Here is a 22,790-nt window from a genome sequence, read left to right as displayed (position 1 = left end):
TGCATGGGGGGCAGGCATCGCTCGTTGTCGAAAGTGTGTACAAGCGTTTACGTGCCCACAAAACACGACCGGTCGATGTGTCCAAGGTTAAAAATCTTTAGCGCCGTGAGCGTCAATGAGTGCCCGAGCGACAGTGCTCAACAAGCTCCCACTCACTGCTAGAGGTTTAAGGGCGCTTTTAAGCTATAATCCCGCCCTTTAGCTGCCCCGTGCCCCAGGTGCGCGGCACATCAATTTTTCGAGGCGCTTGTCGCCCGTATGCAGACATAAGAGGCTAGACCCTGTGGCATTGACGATTCTTGGCCTGTCCGGCGCCCTTAGCCATGATCCTTCCGCAGCGCTGTACATTGACGGCAAGCTGATCGCGGCGGCCGAGGAAGAGCGCTTCGTACGCGATAAACATGCAAAGAACCGCATGCCCTACGAATCGGCGAAGTTCTGCCTGGAGCAGGCCGGCATCAAGCCTTCCGACGTCGATGTGGTGGCGATCCCCTTCGCCCCGATCAGCCTGTTCGGCGAGGCGCGCTGGCACTACGCCAAGCGCTACTGGTATGCCCCGGATCGGGCCCTCGACGCGATCCTGATGGGCAACCGCCGCTACAAGCGCTATCGCCGCAAGATCGTCTGGTGCCTGGAGCAACTGGGCTTCGATCCGAAAAAGATCAAGATCGAGCCGGTCGAGCATCACCTGGCCCACGCCTCCAGCGCCTACCACTGCTCGGGCTTCCAGGAGAAAACCGCAATCCTGGGCATCGACGGCAAGGGCGAATACGCCACGACCTTCTTTGGCTATGGCGAAAACGGCAAGATCCACAAGATCAAGGAATTCTTCGACCCGGACTCCCTGGGCGGCCTGTACGGCGCGATCACCGAGTTCCTGGGCTTTGAGATGCTCGACGGTGAGTTCAAGGTCATGGGCATGGCGCCCTACGGTGATGCCACCAAGTACGATTTCTCGCGCCTGGCTTCTTTTGAAAACGGCGAGCTGGTGATCAACACCGACTACGCCAACGTGATCGGCCTGCGTCGCTATAAAGAGAAGGGCAAGGGTTTCTACTTCTCGCCGAAGCTGATCGAATGGCTCGGCCCGAAACGTGAAGGCGACATCGCCGACGAGCCGTACATTCACTACGCGGCGAGCATGCAAGCGCTGTTCGAGAAGCTCGCGTTGCAAATGATCGACCACTACCTGGGCGACGTGCTCAAGGAAACCGGCAAGCTGGCTTTCGCTGGCGGCTGCGCGTTGAACGTCAAGTTGAACCAGAAAATCATCGCCCGTGACGACGTCAAGGAGCTGTTCGTGCAACCGGCTTCCGGCGACGCCGGTACTGCCGTGGGTGCGGCGGCTTATGTGTCCCATGCCCGTGGCGTGCCGGTAGAGAAGATGGAACACGTCTACCTCGGCCCGGCCTACAGCAACGAAGACGTGATCGCTGCGTGCGCCCGTCATCCGAGCAAGCCTGCGTGGCGCAAGATCGACAACACACCTGAGCGCATCGCCAAGATCATGGTCGACGGCAACCCGGTGGCCTGGTTCCAGGGGCGCATGGAGTTTGGCCCGCGCGCCTTGGGCGGTCGTTCGATCATCGGTTGCCCAAGCGCCAGCGGCGTGGCCGATCGGATCAACGAGCAGATCAAGTTCCGCGAACGCTGGAGGCCTTTCTGCCCCTCGATGCTCGACACCGTTGCGCCGCAGATGATCAAGGTCGACCACCCGGCGCCATTCATGACCTTCACCTTCGAGGTGGCCGAAGAATGGAAAACCCGCGTGCCTGAAGTCGTCCATGAAGACGGCACTTCCCGGGCCCAGGTGCTCAAACGCGAATACAACCCGCGTTACTACGACATGATGAAGGCCCTGGAAGTCCTGACCGGCAACGGCGTGTCGTTGAACACCTCGCTCAACCGTCGTGGCGAACCGATGATCTGTTCGCCGACCGACGCGCTGAACATGTTCTTCGGTTCCGACCTGCAGTACCTGATCATGGAAGACATCCTGGTGGTCAAAGACGGCGTGGACGCTTATGACACGCTCGGCTGAGCGACATGTGCTGCAGTTCTGCCACGGTTATGACGGGCCGTTCCTGGACTGCGCCCGTCAGTACGCCAGCCTGTTCGCGGGCACTGGCTATCGCGTGACCACGGTGTTTCTCACCGGGGCGGCGGATGCGCAAGTCGCCTCCGCTTGTGCCTCGGACGAGGTGCTGTTCATGGAGTACAGCTCCAGTGCCATTCGTGGCCTGAAGCTGGGCGCCATTGGCGATCTGCGCAAGATTGCCGCCTCACGCAATTTCAGTTTCTGCATTGCCCATCGCTTCAAGCCGATCTACATCGCCCTGCTCGGCACCCGCTTGCCGGTGATTGGCGTGCATCATGCCTTCGGTGACTATCAACGGCGTACCCGCCGGCTGTTCGCCCAGTTTTTTCGTAAACGCCTGAGCCTGCTCGGGGTTTCCGATGCGGTGCGTGACGACATGCGCCGCTGCCTGTCGAAATGGCCGGCTGCCCGGATCCAGACGCTCTACAACCGCATCGACCTCGACGCCACACAGGCCAGCCTGGTCTCCCGCGAGGAGGCACGACAGACCCTGGGGCTGGATGCGCACGCCTGGATTGTCGGCAATGTCGGCCGTCTGCACCCGGACAAGGACCAGGTCACGCTGTTGCGCGGTTTTGCTGCGGCGCTGAAGTATTTACCGGCCAACAGTCAGCTGGCGATTCTTGGCAAGGGCCGCCTGGAGCAGGACCTCCGGGCATTGGCGCTGGAATTGGGCATCGCCGATCGCGTGCTGTTGCTCGGCCAGGTGCCCGAGGCGCGCCGTTATTTCCGCGCGTTTGATGTGTTTGCCCTGAGTTCCGACCATGAGCCGTTTGGCATGGTGCTGCTCGAAGCCATGGCCGCCGGTGTACCGTTGCTGGCCACTGCTTGCGGTGGTGCCAAGGAAGTGGTCGAAGGCGTCGGCATCCTGTTTCCGCTTGGTGACGCCGAGCACATGGCTCAGGGGCTGCAACACCTGGCGGCCATGGACGATCTGCAGCGTCGCCAATGCGCCGAGCTGATGCTCGACCGCTTGCGCGAGCGCTTCTCGGATCGCGCCGTACGCGAGGCATTCTGGCGTTTGCCCCAAGTCATCGAACTGGCGCCGAGGGCCTGAATGTTCAATCGATTCCAAGGCTGGCGTGAGCGCGGCTGGACAGCCGTAGACGCGTCGATTTATGCCCAGGCCTGGCAGCGTTTTGGCGGCAGTGTGGCGACTCATCCCCTGGTGGTCGAGCGCCTGGCGGCCCTGGCCGGGATTCCCGTGCGTTATCTGGCGTTCGAGCAGGACGGTGAACTCAAGGCGGCCATACCGACCTGGGGCCGCGACCTGGCGTTGTCCAAGGACGTGCTCAAGCGCAGCGGCAAGAAGGGCTTGTTCGACCTGGGTAATGCCGAGCTGATCCTGCCGGCGGCGCCCGATGCACAAGCCCCTTTGCGTCATCGCGGGCGTTACCTGTCGGCCCTCAACGAGGGGCGCTTCAGTGGCTTGAAGTTGCAGCAGGAACAATTGGCCATGGCCCGCACGCCAGAAGAGCTATCCAAGAAGTTTCGCTACAACCAGCGCCGTGAGCTGCGCTTGCTGGAAGAGGCGGGCGGGGTGGTGCGGCCGGTCGGCGAATTTTCCAGTGCCGAGCTGGCTTCGATCTACTGCGACCTGTTCCTGCGTCGCTGGGGCTTTGCGGCCACCGGTGCCGAGCGCATGGGCGAGGTGATCGAGTTGCTGCGCGAATGGCTGATCGGTTCGGTGATCTTCCTCAACGATGCGCCGATTGCCATCCAGTTGGTGTATCGCGTCGAAGCGTCCGAGTGGATCAGCGTCGAGTACATAAACGGTGGCGTCGACCCACAGACTCGCGAATTCAGCCCCGGCAGTGTGTTGAGTTTTCTCAACACCCAAAGCGCCTGGGAACATGCCCGTGCCGCTGGCAAGCCGTTGCGTTTTTCGTTCGGTCGGGCGGACCGGGAATACAAGGACCGTTGGTGCAACCCCGTGCCGGTGTTTACCGTATGAACCCACCGATCAGTCGCAAGCAACAGTTGCTCAAGCGCCACCGTCGCAACAAGCGCGTGGGGCTGCTGCTCGCCCTCATCGTGCTGGTCTTGCTGGGGGTGGCAGTGGCCTGGTGGTTGCCCCTGGTGCTGGCGGTGCTGGGATGGATCGCCCATGAGGCGTGGTTCGCCGATCACCTGTTCTATTCGCCCAGGGATGATTACCAGTACAGCTTCCCGCCGTTCACCCAGCAACCCAAGGTGCACCTCAATGCCGGGCGGCTGCGGCTGGACGAAGGCGTGATTCTGGACGATGGCGCGACGTTGATTCTCGCGTTGCGGGTCAAGAGCACCTGGCTGGGGCGCTTCATCGATCCGGTTGTCGAATTGTTGGGCGGTGAAAGGGACCTGCAAACTTTCGAGCGCGGGGTCAACGGCCTGCGCTATCTCAATCTCAGCGAGCAGGGCCCGGCGTTGTCCCGAGGTGAGCTGCGCCTGCGCGGGCGCCATTGCCGTTTGCTGGGCGAGCCGACGCTATGGTCCTTCACGTCGCCGCAAGTGCAGCGCCAGCGGGTGATGGTCATCGCTCCCCATGCCGACGATGCGGAGCTGGCCGCCTACGGCTTGTACAGCCAGGCTGACGAAGCCTGGATCGTCACGCTGACCGCCGGTGAAATCGAAGCCGAACATTATCGACAGATGGGCTTGGATCGCGTTGAAGCTGCGCGGCTCAAGGGCCGTTTGCGCGCCTGGGACAGCATTGCCGTACCGCGTTGGGCGGGAGTGCCTGAAGCGCATTGTGTGCAGTTGGGTTACTTCTGCCTGCAACTGGCCGCCATGCAAGCGGCGCCGAGCCACCCCCAAGGTTCTCGCGAGGCTGACCTGAGCGATACCCGGCTGTTCCGCCAGTTGAACCCGTTCCTGCTGCCCGGCGATGCCGACGGCGCGCCGACCTGGAACAACCTGCTGGCAGACCTGCGCGAACTGCTGCTCAAGGCGCGTCCCGAGGTCATTGTGTTGCCGCATCCAACCCTTGATCCGCACCCCGACCATCTCTGCGCCCATCATGCCGTCCTGCAAGCCCTCGAAGGCCTGGAGTGGCAGCCGACCACGCTGTTGGGCTACGCCAATCACTTGCACGACAACGACCGTTGGCCTATGGGGAATGCGGGAGCGGGCATTGCGTTGCCGCCGTATTTCGATCCGGCCCTGCCAATGCATCCTGTCAGCCTGCCACTGGCAGTGCCTGGACAGCGCGACAAGGCCATGGCGCTGGGCATGATGCACGATCTGCAACCGCGTGCGCCGTTCAAGCGTCGTCTGCGCCGTGGCCTCCAGCGCCTGCTGGCCGGGCGCGCCTGCTCAGCGTATGGCGAGAACGAATTTTTTCGCAAGGCTGTACGTCGCCATGAATTGTTCTGGCGGCTGTAAGGGCCCTAGGCGGGGCGTCTTTGCGCTGCGGCGCAAAAAGGCCCCCGGTTATTTATCAAGTCGTTCGGTGCCGCAAGGAAGACGATGAAAGTTCTATTTCTGGTGCAGAAAGAACAGCGGGCCATCCTGGACCGACTCTACGAAGGCGTGGCCGCTCATTGCGAGTGCGACTTGCGCTGGCTCGACAGCAAGGAACAACGCAACCTGCGGGGATACTTCCGCCGCCATGTGGACGTCTCGCGTTATGATCGGATCGTATTTTTCCTGCGTTTCAAGCAGGAGATCCGCCAGGCCGGCTTCATCCGCACGATCCCCAACCTGGTGATCCTCGAGCACGATGCCTACCAGAATTACATCCCGTGCAAATACACCGGCAAATTCAGTGCGCATTACCGGCGCCTGCCGTGGGTGCGGGTGATCAGTTCCGGCTTCATGGTGGCCGAACGTCTGCGTGGCGAAGGTTTCGATGCGGTTTTCGTGCCCAAAGGCTACGATCAATCGTTATTGCAGGATCGGGGTCGTGAGCGGGACATCGAGCTGGCCTTCGTTGGTAGCACCAACAGTGTTGCCTATAGCGGTCGCAAGGCGCTGCTGGATGAGCTGGGACGCGTTGAACCGCTGGTCGTGACCCGGACCAAGTCCGGTGAAGAGTATTGCGAGACTCTGAACCGTATCCGCTTTTTCGTCAGTGCCGACGTGGGCATGGGCGAGTTCATGATCAAGAATTTCGAAGCCATGGCCTGCGGCTGTGTCCTGTTGGCGTTTGACCAGGGCATCGACGAGGCGCGTGCGTTGGGGTTGCAGGACATGCACAACGTGGTGTTGTACCGTGACATCCCGCAACTCCAGGAAAAGCTTTCCCGGCTGCGTGCCGACTCCGAGCTGGCGCGTAGAGTGGCGCACAACGGCCAGGAGCTGGCGCTGGAACAGTTCAGTTTCGCGCGCATCGGGCAGAAGATCGTTGAAGCACTGGAGCCGCCCTTGCGGCCTCGGGCTCCGTTGAGTTTGCTGGAGACATTGCGCCTGAAGCTGGGCGTTTGACACGAACCGTTCAGTCATCCGATTCAGGGATGGCGTTTGACTAGATGGTATTTCAGTGCAGTTTTCCGACGAGAGTGACATTACCCTGGTGGTAACCAGTTGCGGCCGGTTCGATCTGCTCAAGCGGACCCTGGAGAGCTTCGACCGCTTCAATACCGCGCCGATTCGTGAAGTCTTCATTACGGAAGATGCCGGTGACGAAGGCGTATATGCCGCCATTCCCGCTCACTGGAAGGACCGCACGAGGGTTTTTGTCAATCGGCCGAAGTTGGGGCAGTTGGCCTCGATCGACCTGGCGTACGAGCATGTCAAGACGCCTTATGTCTTTCACTGCGAGGATGACTGGGAGTTCTATCGTCCGGCCTTCGTGGAGGATTCGCACACGATCCTGGAGCTGCGGCCGGATATTCTCCAAGTGTGGTTGCGCAACTATGTCTACGACTTGTCCGTACACAGCCCCTACATTCACCTCGGCGAACGTGACGTCATTGGTGGCGTGCCCTGTTATCCGTTGATTTCAGACAAGCCCGAATGGCAAAGCTTTTCTCTCAACCCAGGCCTGCGACGGTTGAAAGAGTATGGCCTCTGCGCACCCTTTGCCGGTTTCGGTGGCGAAAAGGCTCTGTCTATGCGCTATGCCCAGCTGAACTTGACGGCGGTTGCGCTGGAAGGGGATGCTATTTTGCACACCGGATTCGGGGTTCATGTAGAAGTGCCCGTGGAGCGCGAGCGAAAGGCACGCCGAAAGCGCCGCGAGCAGGTCAAGTTGTCCTTGGTTTTCTTGCTCGGAGTCTGCATCGGCTGGCTTATCAACTATTAATGCCGCCAAGCACGGATCCTGGTCCGCGATAAAAGGTTTGCTGCTCGATGAGCATTATCAATGTCATGTGGGCGGGCGGTTCGCCGTTCGCTTCGGTACACAAGGTTCATAATCAGATTCTCTCGCGGATGGAGCCTGCGATGCCTGTCAAGACATGGCTCTTGCAGGGGGAGGCGGCTGCGTGTCGGGTTGATGTCGGGGCGGCGCTTGAGTGGAATATGACCTCAGCCCAGCTCAAGGGCCGACATGTCTGGCGCCTGCTCAAGCCCTTGATGCACAGCCGTTTCCGCCAGGCATTTCTCGAAAGCGATGCCCGTGTAGTGTTGCTTGATGGCGTTGGCGTGGCGCGTACCTTGTTGCCGGTCCTCGAGGATCTGCCGCAGATCCGCGTGGTGGTGATTTTCCATGGTGCGACACGACTCAATCCCGCGGGCCGTGAACTGTTGCGTGGCTTCCCAGCTTCACGCCTGACCCTGGCCGCGGTCTCCGAGACCCTGGCGATGTCGCTCCAGGATGAGTTGGGCATCCAGGTAAGGGCGCTGCGTAGCGCGTTCGATCCGGCAGCCTTCCAGTCTGCACTGTTGTCTCGCGAAGAGGCACGTGCCCGTTTGGGATTGCCTGGCACAGAGGCGCGGGTTTTTGGCGCCGTAGGTCGGTTGGTGGACAGCAAGGGATTCGCCAGTTTGCTGGAGGCGTTTGGCCGGGCCGCGGCCAGCCATTCCGACTGGCGCCTGGTGATTGTTGGCGAGGGGCCGAGACGCGAGGCGTTGCAAGCGCGGATCGCCCAGCCGGATCTGGTCGACAAGGTATTGCTGACGGGGCATCTGGAAGATGTCGCGAAGCTCTACAGGGCGTTTGATTGGGTGCTGATCCCGTCCCTGGACGAGGGCCTCGGGTTGATTCTCCAGGAGGCTGTCCTGGCTGGTGTCCCGGTGCTGGCCAGCGAACTTGCGGTCTTTCGTGAGCAGTTGGGCGACACTGGTTGGTACGCTCCGCTCAACGATGAAGGGCGCTGGAGCGAGGCGATCGGGCGGGCGGCACAGGCGCCGGCCAGTGCGGTCGCGGAGGCCCAGTACCAGGCGCTGGCACCTGACAAGGCCTGGTCGAGTTTCAGTCAGACCGCCCGGCAGTTGATCTCAGGCAGTCAATAGGGCACTTTCCAATGCCTGCATTGGAAAGCTCCCGTTCAGGTTCTCCCTGGCAATATAACGAGCGAAATGTTGCAAGTTTCGGCGTGCCAGGTAGCGTGGCAGCGGCGAGCGCAGGAAGCGCATGTCAGCCACATCGATCAACCCAAGTTTATTTTCAGGCGTGACGACGATGTTGCCCAGGTGCAGTGAGCGGAAATAAATGCCGCTGGCGTGCAGGCTGCGGATCAACTCGACCAGCGCAGGAAGGGTATGCTGCCAGCTGAAATTTTCCTGACTCGATAATTGGCGCAGGGTTTTTCCCGGAAGAGGTCGATACAGTACGGCGGTCATGCCGGGCTTCTGCAATTTGTAGACGGCCAGCACTTCGAGGGTCGGTACACCGAGCTTCTGCAGGCGGGCTGCATTATTGATGAATCGCGTTGAATAGGGCTTTAGAAGGGCCGAAGAAAAAAACCGTTTGCGGCGAAACAGCTTGAGGATATTGCCATCCTGCAGCAGATAGACTTTTGGGCCGTAGCTGTCGGCCTCCAGAATGCTGGCGCCTTCAATCAATTGATTCAGGGCGGCTTGGGGAAGCCGTGAGGATTGCATCGTAGGGAAACCTTGTTGAAAGAACCGGTGCCGTGGCGGGCCATGATGCCCAAAAGTTTTTGTTTTCACCATGCCGGTTTGGCAGGTACACCGTTTAGGAGCGATAGATGCAGGCGACACGTTGGGCGCAGGGGTGGATGGCCTTTGGCTTGTTATGGTTTTTGCTGGCGATAGCCCTGGCGCCGACGAACAAAGTCTATCAGCAGGGGTTGGTTGCATTCGCCTGGTTGCCGGTAATCCTCCTCGCGTGGCCTGCCCGGCATCGGCTGTTGGAGTTGTGGCGCGCCCAAAGGGTGATCTACACGGCATTGCTGGCGTTGATGCTCTGGGCGTTGGTCACATTGTTGTGGGCCGAGGTGGCAGAGCCTACCCGTGAAGCCAAGCGACTGCTCTACATCCTGGTGTTCCTGATGTTTTTCCCGATCTTTGCCGACGGCCAGCCCGAGCGTGTGATTCGTATCATGCAATGGGGTGGCCTGGGGCTCGCGCTGACGGCCTTGATGGCCATCGTCCATTTCTACGGGTATGCGAACCATCGCTGGGATGCTCGCCTGGAAGGGCTGGGGGAATTGTCCCATCCGATCCTCGGCGGCTACGTGATCGGATTGGCGGCTATCTGGTTGCTGCACTGGATGCCGCGTCATATCGGGCTGCAAGTGCTTTGGGCGGTAGCGCTGGGCGTGTTGGCCGTCTTCGTGGTCGCGAGCCAGAGCCGCGGAGCTGCACTGGCCTTGCTGCTTAGCGTGCTGGCCATGCCAATTTACTGTCGGGACCAGCGTGCCCGGATTATCGCCGCCATGGCCCTGGTGCTGGCGATGCTGACCTTCTGGCTGCTCGAGCCGTTGGTCATGGCGCGCGGTGCTTCCTATCGTCCCGAGATTTTCATGTCGAGCCTGCACATGATTGCCGAACGCCCATGGGGCGGTCTTGGCTTGGCGGCCGACTACCGGATTACCAGTCACGGTATCAAGTTCGATCATGCCCACAATCTGTTCAGCCACGTCACCATCCAACTCGGGCTGCCGGGGTTGTTGTTGTGGTGCATCGTCTGGTTCGCCGTGTTGCGCGAAGCCTGGCGTGCCCGTGACAGCCTGCTGGGCCGGGGCGTGCTTGGTATGTGGGTGTTTTCGTTCCTGGCGATGCAGTTCGACGCTGCGAGCCTGACCGGAACCCCCCGCGCAGAATGGTTCATTACCTGGTTGCCGATTGGCCTGGCCGGCGTTTTGACCTGGGCGCGGGCCAATTCCGGTGGCTGTGATAAAATTCCGCGTTCTTCCTAACCAGTGAGCCCGACGATGAGTGACGCACCGCCCAAAGCGGAACAGGATTCCAGCCTGAAGATCTATTTTCGGTTGCTGGGATACGTCAAACCCTACGCGGGCATTTTCCTGCTGAGTATCGTGGGTTTCGTGATATTTGCTTCGACCCAGCCCATGTTGGCCGGGATTCTCAAATATTTCGTCGACGGCTTGAGCAACCCCGATGCGGTGCTCTTTCCCAACGTGCCGTATCTCAAAGACTTGAAATTGCTGATGGCAGTGCCGCTGCTGATCGTCCTGATCGCTGCCTGGCAGGGTCTGGGGTCGTTCCTGGGCAACTATTACCTGGCCAAGGTTTCCCTGGGGCTGGTGCACGACCTGCGGGTCGAGTTGTTCAAGAAGTTGCTGGTGCTGCCAAATCGCTATTTCGACACCCACAATTCCGGCCACCTGATTTCCCGGATCACCTTCAACGTGACCATGGTCACCGGTGCCGCCACCGATGCCATCAAGGTGGTGATCCGCGAAGGTCTCTCCGTGGTCTTCCTCTTTGCCTACCTTGTGTGGATGAACTGGAAGCTGACCCTGGTGATGTTGGCGATCCTGCCGCTGATCGCGGTCATGGTCAGCAGCACCAGCAAGAAATTCCGCAAGCAGAGCAAAAAGATCCAGGTGGCCATGGGCGACGTGACCCACGTTGCTTCCGAGACCATCCAGGGCTACCGCGTGGTGCGCAGCTTCGGCGGCGAGGCCTATGAAGAGCAACGTTTTACCAACGCCAGCCAGGGCAATACCGACAAGCAATTGCGCATGACTCGCACCGGCGCGGTCTATACGCCGATGCTGCAACTGGTGATCTACACCGCCATGGCCGCCCTGATGTTCCTGGTGCTGTTCCTGCGCGGCGACGCGACGGCGGGTGACCTTGTGGCCTACATCACGGCCGCTGGTTTGCTGCCCAAGCCGATTCGGCAGCTTTCGGAAGTCAGCTCCACCATCCAGAAAGGCGTGGCCGGTGCCGAAAGCATCTTCGAACAACTGGATGTCGAGCCGGAGGTCGACAGTGGGACGGTCGAGCAGGAGCGGGTCAGCGGTCGTCTCGATGTGCGCAACCTGAGCTTTACCTACCCCGGCGCTGATCGCGAGGTGCTCAAGGACATCAGCTTCACCGCGGCACCCGGGCAGATGATTGCACTGGTGGGCCGTTCGGGCAGCGGCAAGTCGACCCTGGCGAGCCTTATCCCGCGCTTCTATCACCATGAGGTCGGCCAGATCCTGCTCGACGACGTGGAAATCGAAGACTACCGCCTGCGCAACCTGCGTCGTCATGTCGCCCAGGTGACCCAGCATGTCACGCTGTTCAATGACACGGTGGCCAACAATATCGCCTACGGCGACCTGGCCGGTGCGCCACGGGCGGATATTGAAAAGGCGGCCCGGGATGCCTATGCCATGGACTTCATTGAGCAATTGCCCAATGGCCTGGACACCGAGGTGGGCGAAAACGGCGTACTGCTGTCCGGCGGCCAGCGCCAGCGCCTGGCCATTGCAAGGGCGTTGTTGAAGAACGCGCCGCTGCTGATCCTCGACGAGGCCACCTCGGCGCTGGACACCGAGTCCGAACGGCATATCCAGGCCGCGCTGGACCAGGTCATGAAAGGTCGTACGACCCTGGTCATCGCGCATCGTCTGTCGACCATCGAAAAAGCCGACATGATCCTGGTGATGGACCAGGGCCGTATCGTTGAGCGGGGTTCCCATGGCGAACTCCTGGCGCAGAATGGCTACTACTCGCGTCTTCATGCCATGGGACTGGACGCCCCTGCCCAGAATATCGCCTGAGTTCGGACACCAGGTTGTGATAGCTGTGTGCTTGGGCCGGTGATGTTGAATGTGCCTGTGTCATCGCGAGCAGGCCCCGCCCCACAGGGTTTGTATCGAAATCCTTACCTGCCTTGACCAACCCACAATAAATCTGCGCCCCGTGACTGCTAAAATCTGGCCACAGGATTTTCCTGGACCAACTTCAATCATCGAGGGGGCCATCCCTCTCGCGCGGGGACGTGCATGCTGCAACGTTATCTGTGGAAGCTACTGCCCAAATCGCAGCGCTCCTTTCTGTTGGGGCGCCTGTCGGTTGTCGATCGGCAGGTCGTGAACAAATCGATGTCGGCCAATTGCCGTTTCCCCGAAGCTTTCGCCCAGCGCGGCTGCCTGTTCATCCATGTGCCCAAATGCGCCGGCAGCAGTATTTGCGTGGGGCTTTTCGACGGCTACAGCCCGGGCCACCTGCCGTTGTATTGGTACGAAGAGCAGTTCGCGCGGCAGTACGCCGCCAGTTTCAAGTTTGCCTTTGTTCGTGATCCGCTGGAACGTGCATATTCGGCCTATGCTTTTCTGCGGGGCAACACGTTGGGGTTGCGCGATCATGCGGCTCAGAAACTGGTCGGCCAATACCGCGACTTCGATGATTTCGTTGCGCGCTGGCTGCACCCGGAGAACATCACCCGGCAATTGCATTTCGCTGCCCAGACAGATTTCCTCACCGATTCCCTCGGCCATCTGGCGATGGACTTCATCGGTTATCAGGAGTACCTGGACAGGGACTATGAGCGGGTGTGCGAGCATCTGGGACTGGCTGCGACGTTGCCCCATGTGAACCGCACCCAGCAGCGCGCTACGGTGCCGGTAAGGGAAATCTGCTCGGTACGGACCCGTCGGCTGGTACGGCGGGTGTACCAACGTGACTACGAGATGCTTGGTTATGAATGAAACGTCAAAGGTATCGATGCAACAGATTCAGATTCGTCCTTGTACGCAGGCGCTCACGTCCGAGGATCGGGCCGCCATCAAAGCCCAGCGCCCCCGCTGCGTCTGGCTGACCGGGCTGTCGGGGGCGGGCAAGTCGACGCTGGCCAATGCCCTGGAAGTGCAGCTCAACCAGATGGGGCTGCACACCGCCCTGCTCGACGGCGACAACCTGCGCCAGGGGTTGTGCCGGGGCCTGGGCATGGATGCCGAGGCCCGCAAGGAAAATATCCGCCGCATTGCCGAGGTGGCGCGCTTGATGGTCGACGCCGGCCTGATCGTCATCGTTGCGGCCATTTCGCCGTTTCGTGCTGACCGGGAAGCGGCCCGACAGCTGTTCCCCGAGGGCACCTTCGTGGAGGTTTATGTGAGTACCCCTTTCGACGTCTGTGCCCAGCGTGACCCAAAGGGGTTGTACCGCGAGGCCCGTGCCGGGCGGATCAAGAACTTCACCGGGCTCGACAGTCCCTACGAGGCGCCGCTTGCGCCGGACTGTGAGATCAACACCAGTGAGGTGGAGCTGGCCCAGGCTTGTTCGCGACTATCGGCGTTGCTGCAAATCTGATCGAGCACACATCCTGGCTTCGCGTTGCAGCCATGGACAAGCCTTCGTTCGCCCTGTGCTAATATCCCCGCCCTGTTCATTTTGTATGTGGGATGCTCCATGAAGTTGTCCATGCCGCGATTCGATCAAGCCCCTGTATTGGTGGTCGGCGATGTCATGCTCGACCGCTATTGGCATGGCGGTACCTCACGGATTTCCCCTGAGGCGCCGGTACCGGTGGTCAAGGTCGAGCACATCGAGGATCGCCCCGGTGGTGCCGCCAACGTTGCCCTGAACATCGCCGCCCTCGGCGCTCCGGCTTCCCTGGTGGGCGTGACCGGCGACGACGAGGCTGCCGACAGCCTGACCAACAGCCTCAAGGGCGCGGGCGTGCGTGCGATATTCCAGCGCATTGCGCACCAGCCGACCATCGTCAAGCTGCGGGTCATGAGCCGTCACCAACAACTGCTGCGCATCGACTTCGAAGAACCTTTCGCCACCGATCCGCTGGCCCTCGGTGCCGAGGTCGACAACCTGCTTGAAGGCATCAAGGTGCTGGTGTTGTCGGACTACGGCAAAGGCGCGTTGAAAAACCACCAGTCGCTGATCCAGGCCGCGCGTGCCCGTGGCATTCCGGTCCTGGCCGATCCCAAGGGCAAGGATTTCTCCATCTACCGTGGTGCCAGCCTGATCACGCCGAATCTCAGTGAATTCGAAACCATCGTTGGTGGTTGTGCCGATGAGCACGAACTGGTGAGCAAAGGCGCGCAACTGATGCAAGACCTCGACCTCGGCGCCTTGCTGGTGACCCGTGGCGAGCATGGCATGACCCTGTTGCGCCCCGATCACCCTGCGTTGCACCTGCCGGCCCGTGCCCGTGAAGTGTTCGACGTGACGGGCGCTGGCGACACCGTGATTTCCACCCTGGCCGCGGCGATTGCTGCCGGCGAGGAATTGCCCCATGCGGTCGCCCTGGCGAACCTGGCGGCAGGCATTGTCGTCGGCAAGCTCGGCACGGCGGCTATCAGCGCCCCCGAGTTGCGTCGCGCCATCCAGCGCGAGGAAGGCTCCGAGCGCGGCGTTCTGGGCCTGGAGCAACTGCTGCTGGCCGTTGACGACGCCCGTGCCCACAATGAACGAATCGTCTTCACCAACGGCTGCTTCGACATTCTGCACGCGGGCCACGTGACCTACCTCGAGCAGGCCAGGGCCCAGGGCGATCGCCTGATCGTGGCGGTCAATGACGATGCGTCCGTGAGCCGTCTCAAAGGGCCTGGGCGTCCGATCAACAGCGTCGACCGGCGCATGGCGGTCCTGGCCGGCCTGGGCGCGGTGGACTGGGTGATCAGCTTCAGCGAGGGCACGCCGGAAAACCTGCTGCGCCAGGTCAAGCCGGATGTGCTGGTCAAGGGCGGGGACTACGGGATTGATCAGGTCGTGGGTGCGGACATCGTCACCGCCTACGGCGGCACCGTGAAGGTGTTGGGGCTGGTGGAAAACAGCTCGACGACGGCGATTGTGGAAAAGATCCGCAATCACTGAGCTGTTTCACGGTCGAGCGGACCTCTGTGGTTGGGGAGCTTTTGTGGCGAGGGGATTTAGCGAAACGTCGCACCGCCCCGCGGGGATAAATTCCCTCGCCACAGTTCTATATCTGGAACATTTGCCCAATTGCTGTAACTAGCGAGCCGCCTTGCGCGGCACGATCTTCTTGAGCAATTGCCGGGCCTTGCCCTTGAGTCGGGTCAGGCCTGACTCCTTGCCCGGTGGCGTCAGCCCTTGTTGGCGCAGCCAGTCCTTCCAGCGAATCCGCTCGTCTCGCACCAGCCAGCCGTCCTGCTTGGCAAAGCTCTCCGCCAGGTAGAGCCCGCGCGTGCTGGCCGGGTACAGCTGGTCCTTTTTCAAGGTATACAGCTCGGGCATGGGTTGGCCGTCCTGTAGCGGCATCAAGTAAAGATCAGGTCGCTTGCGGTCCAGGCGCGCGACCAACTGGTCGCCTTCCAGACGCTCATCGACGTGAAACAGGCTCAGGGACTTGGCTTCCTTGGGCACATCCAGGCGCAAGTCATAAATCAGTTGCAGCGATGCCGTCGGCAGGTGCACGTAGGCCCGTGGTCGCTCGATCAGTTGCAGGTTGGCGCTGCGCACCGGGCGGGCCGAGCCCGAGAGTGGCGTCAGCCGAAACGGCAAGGCTTCGCGGTAATGCAGGGCCGTGGCGTAGGGGGCCGGCAGCCAGGTGTCGTTGAAACGCCCTCCGAGCCAGCCTTCCGGGGTTTCCAGCAGGCATTCTTCGGCAATTTCGCTGATGGCGGTGAGCAGCGGCAGGTTCAGCTCGTGGGCCGGGACGTAGCCGGAAATCAGCTTGAGCACCACATCGCCGCGATCCTGCCGACGTTGGCGCACCAGTACCCAATAGTCGCGGTTCTGCCAATGCAGGGTCAGGCGCACGGATACGCCCAGGTTTGCCAACTCCAGGGAAAAACGCTCGGTATCGGCCACGGCTACCGGGCGGCGGCGCTGCAGGGTCTGGGCGAAATTCAGCGGCATCCCGACGCTCTGGTAAGTCAGGCCTTCGGGTGTCGCTTCGACGAACAGGGGCAGGGTCTTGAAGTTGCTGGGATTCTTTCTGATGAGCGTACGCGGCATGTCGGCTCCTTCCTTAAGGCCGCGTAGGGCGGCGTCAGTTTTTACGCAGGACCTTGGCTACGGTCGCGACGTTATGGGCGAGGTGCAGCGGATTGATGGTGCCGACAATAGCACTGGCGACACCAGGATGCTCAAACAACAGTTCGAAGCTGGCGCGAACCGGGTCTACCCCGGGGCTCAGGCAGACGTGACCACTGGCCAGGGCTTTCTTCACCAGGATCGCTTTGCCGTGTTCGCTGGCGTAGTCAATGACAGCCTTTTCGTTTCGTTCGTTCAGATTGTAGGTGACCATCGCACAATCGCCTTGCTCCAGGGCTTTCAAGCCACCGTCGACGGTCTTGCCGGAAAAACCGAAGCCGCCGATCTTGCCCTCGCGCTTGAGCGCCGCCAGGGTCGGGTAGACCTCGCTGTCGTTGAGGATCGCCAGGTCGTTGCCATCCGAATGTACCAGGACCAGGTCGATATAGTCGGTTTCCAGGCGCTTGAGGCTGCGTTCCACCGAAAATCGGGTATGGGCGGCACTGAAGTCGTGGCGCGATTGGCCGTTGCTGAATTCTTCGCCGACCTTGCTGACAATCACCCAGTCCTGGCGTTGGCCGCGCAGCAGCGGGCCGAGGCGCTCTTCGCTGCGGCCATAGGCCGGCGCGGTGTCGATCAGGTTGATACCCAGGTCGCGCGCCAGTTTGAGCAACATGCGCGCTTCGTCGTCATCGGGGATCTGAAAGCCGTTGGGGTATTTGACGCCTTGGTCGCGACCGAGCTTGACGGTGCCCAGGCCCAGGGGGGAGACCCGCGGGCCGTCATGGCCCAGGGGGCGATAGAGGTCATGCAGGGTCGGTTGGCTCATGGCAGCAGTTGCTCCCAGGCAGGGACGCCCATGGGCGGCTTCGGCAGGTCCGGCAGTGGGGCCGGGTGGCTTGGCTGGATACCATCGCGTTGCAGGGCATTGACCACCCGATCGGCGAAGTCCGGCGCCAGGGCCAATTTAGTCGGCCAGCCCACCAGCAGGCGATCCTGTTCGGCGAGGAAGGCGTTGTCCGGGCGGGTCAGGCCTGACTGCAACGGTTCGGCGCGGTCAACCCGCAGCGTGGCCCAGTGCGCGGTGCTCAGGTCAATCCAAGGCAACAATTGGCCGAGTTCTTTCTGGGCGGCGGCGATCTGCGCGGCAGGCTCGCGGGTCACGCCATCACCTTCGGCCAGATCGCCACCCACGTACCAGACCCATTGGCCATCGGCCGCCGGGTGGGTGGTCACGGTGACGCGCGGCTTCGGTCCGCCGCCCAGACAATGGGCGTAGAGGGGCTTGAGGCTGGGGCCCTTGACCAGGACCATGTGCAACGGTCGGCGCTGCATGGCTGGCTGGTCCAGGCCCAGGGCGCTGAGCAGGTCGGCGGTGCCGCCCCCGGCGCTGAGGACAATGCGCTGGGCACGAATCTCGCGGCCATCGACCTTGAGTCCGATCAGCTCGCCACCTTCGCGCAGCGGTTCGATGTGCTGCCCGGCCAGCAAGCTGTCGCCGGCCAGTTCCGCCAGGCGCGCGATCACGCTCGGCACGTCCACCACCAGCTCGGCCAGGCGATAGACCTTGCCCTTGAAGCGCTTGTCTTGCAGGGCCGGTGGCAACTGATCGCCCTTGACCTGATCGACCCGCCCGCGCACGGCCTTGCTGGCAAAGAAACTGGTGAGGTTGCCGGCCAGGGTGCCGGGGGACCAGAGGTAATGGGCATCGGACAGCATGCGCACGCCGGACAGGTCCAGCTCACCTTCACCTTTCAGGGCCTCACGCCAGCGACGCGGCATGTCGGCGATGGCTTCCGAGGCACCGGTCAGGGCGCCGTGCAGGGCGTACTTGGCGCCGCCATGGATGATGCCCTGGGATTTGACACTCTGCCCGCCGCCGAGGCTGGCGCTTTCCACCAGCACGGTCGAAAAACCCTGGCGACGCAGGCGTGCATTCAGCCAGAGGCCGGCGACGCCTGCGCCGACAATCAGAATGTCGGTGGAAATAACGGATGGCATGAGCGACCTCAATGTTCAAGACGAGGGCGCAGTATACAGACTCGATGCAGAGGGAATTTGTTGGCGATCAACCTGTGGGAGCAAAGCTTGCTCGCGATACAGGCAACTCGATTTCTTCAAGACCGCAGAGCCGTCATCGCGGGCAAGCCTTGCTCCCACACAAGCCTTGTTCCCATAGTTTCTGACTCTTGTTAGTGCCCGGCAGTCTTGGAAAAGAGTTGGATCACGACAACCCCGAGAACAATCAACGCCATCCCCAGCATCGCCGGCACGTCCAGTTTCTGCCCGTAGATGAACAGCGCCGCCACACTGACCATGACGATCCCCAGCCCGGCCCAGACCGCATAGGCCACGCCCACCGGTACGGTGCGCACCACCAGCGTCAGCATCCAGAATGCGGTGCCGTAGCCGACGATGACCAGCAGCAAAGGCAGAGGTGTGCTCAGGCCCTTGATCGCTTTCATTGAAACGGTGGCGATGACTTCGGCGCAGATGGCGATGGCCAGGTAGTAGTAGGCGTTCATGAGCGGTTCCTCTTCGACGGTTGCGTCTTTCGATGGGGCCATTCTAGAGATGGGGCAGATGCGGTAAAGTCATTACCTATCTGTAATGGAGATAGGTTGAGCCATGAACGTACAGTGGAACCTGGAGCAATTGCGGCTATTTGTCGGGGTCGCCGAGAAACGTTCGTTTTCAGCCGTGGCCCGGGATCAGCGCAAGGCCCAATCGGCCATCAGCAGTGCGATTGCGTTGCTGGAGACGGATTTGGGCGTGAGCCTGTTCGAGCGCAGCAGCGGTCGTCAGCCCAGGCTCACCGACGCTGGCGAAGCCTTGCTTGAAGAGGCCAGGGAAGTGCTGCGTCAGTGCGAGCGTCTCAATGGCCGGGCCCTGGCCCTGATGCGCGGGCAGGAAGCGTCGCTGCGCCTGGCCCAGGACGAAGCCATGCCCTATCAGCCGGTCATCGACAGCCTGGCGGCCCTGGCCGAGCAATTCCCCACCCTCGAAGTGCAACTGGCCAGCGCCGCCCAAGGCGATGTGGCGCGCAAACTGGTGGAGCGCCGCGCCGACCTCGGCTTGCTGTTCTATCACGACCAGATCCCCGAGGCGCTGGAGCGCCGGGTGCTGGGCAGCGTCGAGATGGTGACGGTGTGCGGCAGGGGCCACCCACTGGCGAACCATGCTTATGTGACCTGCCGGGAAATGGCCCGGCATCGCCAGTTGTTGATGGCGACCCAGTCCAGTGTCTATCCCGGCAGTGAGCAGGCCAGCCCGCAGGTCTGGCGGGCCGACAGTTTCTATGTGCTGGCCGAATGGCTGAGGAGTGGCCTGGGCTGGGCCTGGTTGCCTCGGCATGTGGTGCAATACCCGGCGTACCTGGGCGACATGGTCGAACTCAGCAGCGAATGGACCCCGCCGGCCCTGGTGGTGGAACTGGTCTGGCGCCGCGACGAACCCCTGGGCCCGGCCGCGCGTTGGCTGGCGGAACGTTTTGCCGTGCAGTTGCAGGCGATTGGCTGAAAAACCGATAAACTCCGCCGCCATGAACAGAACTCTCTATAGCGCGTTGTTTTACCTGGGGCTGCCACTGGTAGCGATTCGGCTGTGGTTGCGGGCCCGCAAGGCGCCGGCTTATGCCCGGCGCATTGGCGAGCGGTTCTCCTGGGGGCTGCCGGTCATGGTGCCGGGGGGCATCTGGGTTCACGCGGTGTCGGTGGGCGAGAGCATCGCCGCCGCGCCAATGATCCGCGCCTTGCTGCAACGTTATCCACAGCTGCCGATCACCGTCACTTGCATGACGCCCACCGGTTCTGAGCGGATCCAGGCGTTGTTCGCCAACGAGCCGCGCATCCAGCATTGCTATTTGCCTTACGACTTGCCCTGCGCCGCCAAGCGTTTTCTTGACCGGGTCCAACCGTCCCTGGCGGTGATCATGGAAACCGAACTGTGGCCCAACCACATTCACCAGTGCGCCAGGCGCGGCATTCCCGTGGCCCTGGCCAACGCGCGGTTGTCGGAGCGCTCGGCGCGGGGCTATGGGCGCTTTCCCAAGCTCACCCGGCCCATGCTCGCCGAGATGAGCCTGTTCGCCGTCCAGACCGAAGCCGAAGCCGAGCGTTTTCGCCAGTTGGGCGCCCGGGCGGAAACCGTCGAGGTCACCGGTTCCATCAAGTTCGACCTGACCATCGCCGCGCAACTGCTCGAAGACGCCAGCGCCTTGCGCCGCCAGTGGCAGGCAACCGAGCGCCCGGTGTGGATCGCCGCCAGTACCCATGAAGGCGAGGACGAAGTGGTGCTGGCCGCCCACCGTCGGTTGCTCGAGAGTTATCCCGATGCGTTGCTGATCCTGGTGCCGCGTCATCCCGAGCGCTTCGACGCAGTGCACCAACTGTGTGTAAGCGAAGGGTTGGCCACGGTGCGGCGCTCCAGCGGACAGCCAGTGACCGCGCAGGCTTCGGTGTTGCTTGGTGACACCATGGGTGAACTGCTGTTTCTCTACGCGTTGGCCGACAGCGCGTTTGTCGGTGGCAGCCTGGTGCCCAACGGTGGGCACAACCTGCTCGAGCCGGCGGCACTGGCGAAACCGGTGCTCAGCGGGCCGCACTTGTTCAACTTCCTCGAAATAGCCGCGCAACTGCGCGCTGCCGGTGCGCTGGCGGAAGTGGACGATGCCGAAAGCCTGGCCCTGGCGGTACAGCGCCTGTTCGAACTGCCCCGCGATGCCCAGCGTATGGCTGAGGCGGGGTTGAAGGTGATGCGCCGCAACCAGGGTGCGTTGCAGCGGTTGCTGGAGGGGTTGGGGCGGTTGCTCGCCAGACAGTGATCGTTCCCACGCAGAGCGTGGGAACGATCGGCACTTGATTACTGCGCCGGCCGTGAGCGCAATTGCGCCGCTGCCGCCTGGGCCAGGTCCGGCGGCAGGAAGTCGCGGTCCGGGTTGTAGTCGGGCTTGAGGTAGCGCGACAGGTCCTGCAAGTCCGCTGGGCTCAACGTCCCGGCTGCCTGCTTGAGACGCAGGTTGTCGAGGATGTAGTCGTAGCGGGCGTTGTTGTAGTTGCGCACCGAGGTGTACAGCTGACGCTGGGCGTCGAGCACGTCGACGATGTTGCGGGTGCCCACCTGGTAGCCGATTTCCGTGGCTTCCACCGCGCTCTGGTTGGAGATGATCGACTGGCGTCGGGCCTGGACCTGTTCCACGTCGGTGTTTACCGCGCGGTGCAGGTTACGGGTGTTTTCCACCACCTGCCGGCGCAGGCCTTCGCGTTGCTGCTCGGTCTGGGTGAGCTGCGAGTAGGACTCACGCACTTGGGAGCTGGTCAGTCCGCCGCTGTAGATCGGGATGCTCAGTTGCAGGCCGATGGTGCGTTGCTCGGCATCGCCGCCATAACGCTGGCCTGTGGGGTTCGGGTTGGTGAAACCGAGGCCGTCGTTGTCGCCTTTTTTGTACTGGGCTATCGCATCGAGGGTCGGCGCATGGCCAGCCTTGCGTTGGCGCAGGGTGTCCTCGGCGGCATCGACGGCGTAGTTGCTGGCCAGCAGGTTCAGGTTCTGCTTGGCTGCCGTGTCGACCCAGGCCTTGGCATCGTTCGGCGTTGGCGGCAGGATCGGCAGGGTGTGGACGATGCCCTGGAGCGAGTTGTACTGGCGGTTGGTCAGGGTGATCAAGGCTTCGAAGGCATCGTCGACCTGGCGCTGGGCGAGGATCCGGTTGGCCCGGGCAGTGTCGTAGCTGGCCTGGGATTGCAGCACGTCGGTCTTGTCCGACAGGCCTACGTCGAAGCGTTCGTTGGATTGGTCGAGCTGGCGCTTGAACGCGGCCTCCTCGGCCTTGGTCGAGGCCAGGTTGTCCTGGCTGCGCAGCACGTTGAAGTAGCTCTCGGCGCTTTGCAGGATCATGTTCTGTTCAGTGGCCGACAGTTGCAGCGACGCTTGTTCGTCGACGGACTTTGCCGCCTGGAGCTGGAACCAGCGGTCGGCGCGGAAAATCGGCTGGGACAGCGTCGCCTGGTAAACCGTGGAGCTGCGGGTGGCGGTCATCGCCGGCTGGTCAAGCTCGGTACGCGTGTTGTTCAGGTCGGCGCCGGCCGAAAGGTTGGGCAACAACCCGGCGCGAGCCTGGGGTACCACTTCCTTCTGGGCGCCATACTGGGCGCGGGCCGCGGCCAGGTCGGCGTTGTTGTCCACCGCTTCCTGATACACGCTCACCAGATCGGTTTTGGTGGTCAGGGGCGCTTCGGCAGCCCATGCCATTGCGTTGGACGCACAAGACACGGCAAGGGCCAGTGAAAGTTTGCGCAGCATGAGGCTATCCCTGCTTTATAAAATGAGAGTTCACGAATGAGAGTGCGCATATCGATGTGCGCGGCGTAGCGAGTGTAGTTGCGCCTGCGCGCGGCAACAATCCTGTATATGCGCCATTCATCACGCCTTTTGCCCTGGTGATGGCGTTCTC

At 61.9% G+C, this 22,790-nt stretch carries 20 protein-coding genes; 14 read left to right on the top strand and 6 right to left on the bottom strand.

Annotation, left to right across the window (positions count from 1 at the left end; genetic code table 11):
* The first annotated feature begins 283 nt into the window (after positions 1–283).
* The 7 genes from AB4O22_RS24085 (at position 284) to AB4O22_RS24055 (ending at position 8,473) form a co-directional block, all read left to right on the top strand.
* Entirely contained in the window at positions 284–2,041 is a 1,758-nt protein-coding gene (locus AB4O22_RS24085; protein WP_003197115.1) for a carbamoyltransferase family protein, read from the top strand.
* Positions 2,025–3,155 carry a glycosyltransferase gene (locus AB4O22_RS24080; RefSeq protein ID WP_460097315.1) on the top strand — a complete coding sequence of 377 codons (1,131 nt, stop codon included), beginning with the start codon at positions 2,025–2,027 and terminating at the stop codon, positions 3,153–3,155. The genes AB4O22_RS24085 and AB4O22_RS24080 overlap by 17 nt, the downstream gene beginning before the upstream one ends.
* Positions 3,156–4,052 (top strand): antimicrobial resistance protein Mig-14, encoded by an 897-nt coding sequence (locus tag AB4O22_RS24075; protein ID WP_223470988.1) that lies wholly within the window; start codon positions 3,156–3,158, stop codon positions 4,050–4,052. It abuts the gene before it with no gap.
* Positions 4,053–4,060: 8 nt separating this feature from the next.
* Positions 4,061–5,461, top strand: a complete 1,401-nt coding sequence (locus AB4O22_RS24070; protein ID WP_460097754.1) for a PIG-L deacetylase family protein — start codon at positions 4,061–4,063, stop codon at positions 5,459–5,461.
* An 84-nt stretch (positions 5,462–5,545) separates the two neighbouring features.
* A complete protein-coding gene (locus AB4O22_RS24065) occupies positions 5,546–6,502 on the top strand; it encodes a glycosyltransferase family protein (RefSeq protein WP_223470986.1) in 957 nt (318 codons plus the stop codon).
* A gap of 55 nt (positions 6,503–6,557) precedes the next feature.
* Positions 6,558–7,322 carry a glycosyltransferase family 2 protein gene (locus tag AB4O22_RS24060; RefSeq protein ID WP_223470985.1) on the top strand — a complete coding sequence of 255 codons (765 nt, stop codon included), beginning with the start codon at positions 6,558–6,560 and terminating at the stop codon, positions 7,320–7,322.
* A 47-nt stretch (positions 7,323–7,369) separates the two neighbouring features.
* Complete coding sequence (locus AB4O22_RS24055) at positions 7,370–8,473, top strand: glycosyltransferase (protein ID WP_223470984.1); 1,104 nt, start codon at positions 7,370–7,372, stop codon at positions 8,471–8,473.
* Here the strand turns inward: AB4O22_RS24055 and AB4O22_RS24050 are convergent.
* A complete protein-coding gene (locus tag AB4O22_RS24050; protein WP_223470983.1) occupies positions 8,459–9,064 on the bottom strand; it encodes a BUD32 family EKC/KEOPS complex subunit in 606 nt (201 codons plus the stop codon). The two genes, AB4O22_RS24055 and AB4O22_RS24050, sit on opposite strands and share 15 nt — an antisense overlap.
* A gap of 107 nt (positions 9,065–9,171) precedes the next feature.
* Here AB4O22_RS24050 and AB4O22_RS24045 point away from each other — a divergent pair, with 107 nt between their 5' ends.
* The 5 genes from AB4O22_RS24045 (at position 9,172) to hldE (ending at position 15,217) form a co-directional block, all read left to right on the top strand.
* Positions 9,172–10,344, top strand: coding sequence for an O-antigen ligase family protein (locus AB4O22_RS24045; RefSeq protein ID WP_223470982.1), 1,173 nt, complete (start codon positions 9,172–9,174; stop codon positions 10,342–10,344).
* Positions 10,345–10,359: 15 nt separating this feature from the next.
* Positions 10,360–12,165, top strand: coding sequence for a lipid A export permease/ATP-binding protein MsbA (msbA, locus tag AB4O22_RS24040; RefSeq protein WP_460097312.1), 1,806 nt, complete (start codon positions 10,360–10,362; stop codon positions 12,163–12,165).
* A 225-nt stretch (positions 12,166–12,390) separates the two neighbouring features.
* Complete coding sequence (locus AB4O22_RS24035) at positions 12,391–13,095, top strand: sulfotransferase family 2 domain-containing protein (protein ID WP_460097311.1); 705 nt, start codon at positions 12,391–12,393, stop codon at positions 13,093–13,095.
* Complete coding sequence (cysC, locus tag AB4O22_RS24030) at positions 13,088–13,696, top strand: adenylyl-sulfate kinase (RefSeq protein WP_460097309.1); 609 nt, start codon at positions 13,088–13,090, stop codon at positions 13,694–13,696. The genes AB4O22_RS24035 and cysC overlap by 8 nt, the downstream gene beginning before the upstream one ends.
* A 99-nt stretch (positions 13,697–13,795) precedes the next feature.
* Entirely contained in the window at positions 13,796–15,217 is a 1,422-nt protein-coding gene (gene hldE / locus AB4O22_RS24025; RefSeq protein WP_223470978.1) for a bifunctional D-glycero-beta-D-manno-heptose-7-phosphate kinase/D-glycero-beta-D-manno-heptose 1-phosphate adenylyltransferase HldE, read from the top strand.
* A gap of 138 nt (positions 15,218–15,355) precedes the next feature.
* Here the strand turns inward: hldE and AB4O22_RS24020 are convergent, their stop codons facing one another.
* The 4 genes from AB4O22_RS24020 to AB4O22_RS24005 form a co-directional block, all read right to left on the bottom strand.
* Positions 15,356–16,321 carry a metal ABC transporter ATPase gene (locus AB4O22_RS24020; protein WP_092146669.1) on the bottom strand — a complete coding sequence of 322 codons (966 nt, stop codon included), beginning with the start codon at positions 16,319–16,321 and terminating at the stop codon, positions 15,356–15,358.
* 34 nt (positions 16,322–16,355) lie between these two features.
* Complete coding sequence (locus AB4O22_RS24015; RefSeq protein WP_223470976.1) at positions 16,356–17,168, bottom strand: aldo/keto reductase; 813 nt, start codon at positions 17,166–17,168, stop codon at positions 16,356–16,358.
* Positions 17,165–18,340, bottom strand: coding sequence for an NAD(P)/FAD-dependent oxidoreductase (locus AB4O22_RS24010; RefSeq protein WP_039013575.1), 1,176 nt, complete (start codon positions 18,338–18,340; stop codon positions 17,165–17,167). The genes AB4O22_RS24015 and AB4O22_RS24010 overlap by 4 nt, the downstream gene beginning before the upstream one ends.
* A 191-nt stretch (positions 18,341–18,531) precedes the next feature.
* Positions 18,532–18,864 carry a DMT family transporter gene (locus AB4O22_RS24005; RefSeq protein ID WP_003197153.1) on the bottom strand — a complete coding sequence of 111 codons (333 nt, stop codon included), beginning with the start codon at positions 18,862–18,864 and terminating at the stop codon, positions 18,532–18,534.
* 103 nt (positions 18,865–18,967) lie between these two features.
* On the opposite strand from AB4O22_RS24005, the gene AB4O22_RS24000 reads away from it, so the two are divergent.
* Both AB4O22_RS24000 and waaA read left to right on the top strand, forming a co-directional pair.
* Positions 18,968–19,858 (top strand): LysR family transcriptional regulator, encoded by an 891-nt coding sequence (locus AB4O22_RS24000; RefSeq protein ID WP_003197154.1) that lies wholly within the window; start codon positions 18,968–18,970, stop codon positions 19,856–19,858.
* Positions 19,859–19,880: 22 nt separating this feature from the next.
* Positions 19,881–21,161 (top strand): lipid IV(A) 3-deoxy-D-manno-octulosonic acid transferase, encoded by a 1,281-nt coding sequence (gene waaA / locus AB4O22_RS23995; protein ID WP_460097306.1) that lies wholly within the window; start codon positions 19,881–19,883, stop codon positions 21,159–21,161.
* 38 nt (positions 21,162–21,199) lie between these two features.
* On the opposite strand, the gene AB4O22_RS23990 is transcribed toward waaA, so the two are convergent.
* Positions 21,200–22,639 (bottom strand): TolC family outer membrane protein, encoded by a 1,440-nt coding sequence (locus AB4O22_RS23990; RefSeq protein WP_223470973.1) that lies wholly within the window; start codon positions 22,637–22,639, stop codon positions 21,200–21,202.
* Positions 22,640–22,790: the final 151 nt, after the last annotated feature.

Source organism: Pseudomonas sp. S3_B11, from assembly GCF_054667715.1.
This window is presented reverse-complemented; position numbering and strand designations above follow the sequence as displayed.

What these genes read in the sequence shown, in the direction of transcription:
- AB4O22_RS24080 (WP_460097315.1), top strand. Translation starts at nt 2,025, where the DNA reads ATGACACGCTCGGCTGAGCGACATGTGCTGCAGTTCTGCCACGGTTAT.
- AB4O22_RS24075 (WP_223470988.1), top strand. Translation starts at nt 3,156, where the DNA reads ATGTTCAATCGATTCCAAGGCTGGCGTGAGCGCGGCTGGACAGCCGTA.
- AB4O22_RS24065 (WP_223470986.1), top strand. Translation starts at nt 5,546, where the DNA reads ATGAAAGTTCTATTTCTGGTGCAGAAAGAACAGCGGGCCATCCTGGAC.
- AB4O22_RS24055 (WP_223470984.1), top strand. Translation starts at nt 7,370, where the DNA reads ATGAGCATTATCAATGTCATGTGGGCGGGCGGTTCGCCGTTCGCTTCG.
- AB4O22_RS24050 (WP_223470983.1), bottom strand. Translation starts at nt 9,064, where the DNA reads ATGCAATCCTCACGGCTTCCCCAAGCCGCCCTGAATCAATTGATTGAA.
- AB4O22_RS24045 (WP_223470982.1), top strand. Translation starts at nt 9,172, where the DNA reads ATGCAGGCGACACGTTGGGCGCAGGGGTGGATGGCCTTTGGCTTGTTA.
- msbA (WP_460097312.1), top strand. Translation starts at nt 10,360, where the DNA reads ATGAGTGACGCACCGCCCAAAGCGGAACAGGATTCCAGCCTGAAGATC.
- AB4O22_RS24035 (WP_460097311.1), top strand. Translation starts at nt 12,391, where the DNA reads ATGCTGCAACGTTATCTGTGGAAGCTACTGCCCAAATCGCAGCGCTCC.
- cysC (WP_460097309.1), top strand. Translation starts at nt 13,088, where the DNA reads ATGAATGAAACGTCAAAGGTATCGATGCAACAGATTCAGATTCGTCCT.
- hldE (WP_223470978.1), top strand. Translation starts at nt 13,796, where the DNA reads ATGAAGTTGTCCATGCCGCGATTCGATCAAGCCCCTGTATTGGTGGTC.
- AB4O22_RS24020 (WP_092146669.1), bottom strand. Translation starts at nt 16,321, where the DNA reads ATGCCGCGTACGCTCATCAGAAAGAATCCCAGCAACTTCAAGACCCTG.
- AB4O22_RS24015 (WP_223470976.1), bottom strand. Translation starts at nt 17,168, where the DNA reads ATGAGCCAACCGACCCTGCATGACCTCTATCGCCCCCTGGGCCATGAC.
- AB4O22_RS24010 (WP_039013575.1), bottom strand. Translation starts at nt 18,340, where the DNA reads ATGCCATCCGTTATTTCCACCGACATTCTGATTGTCGGCGCAGGCGTC.
- AB4O22_RS24005 (WP_003197153.1), bottom strand. Translation starts at nt 18,864, where the DNA reads ATGAACGCCTACTACTACCTGGCCATCGCCATCTGCGCCGAAGTCATC.
- AB4O22_RS24000 (WP_003197154.1), top strand. Translation starts at nt 18,968, where the DNA reads ATGAACGTACAGTGGAACCTGGAGCAATTGCGGCTATTTGTCGGGGTC.
- waaA (WP_460097306.1), top strand. Translation starts at nt 19,881, where the DNA reads ATGAACAGAACTCTCTATAGCGCGTTGTTTTACCTGGGGCTGCCACTG.
- AB4O22_RS23990 (WP_223470973.1), bottom strand. Translation starts at nt 22,639, where the DNA reads ATGCTGCGCAAACTTTCACTGGCCCTTGCCGTGTCTTGTGCGTCCAAC.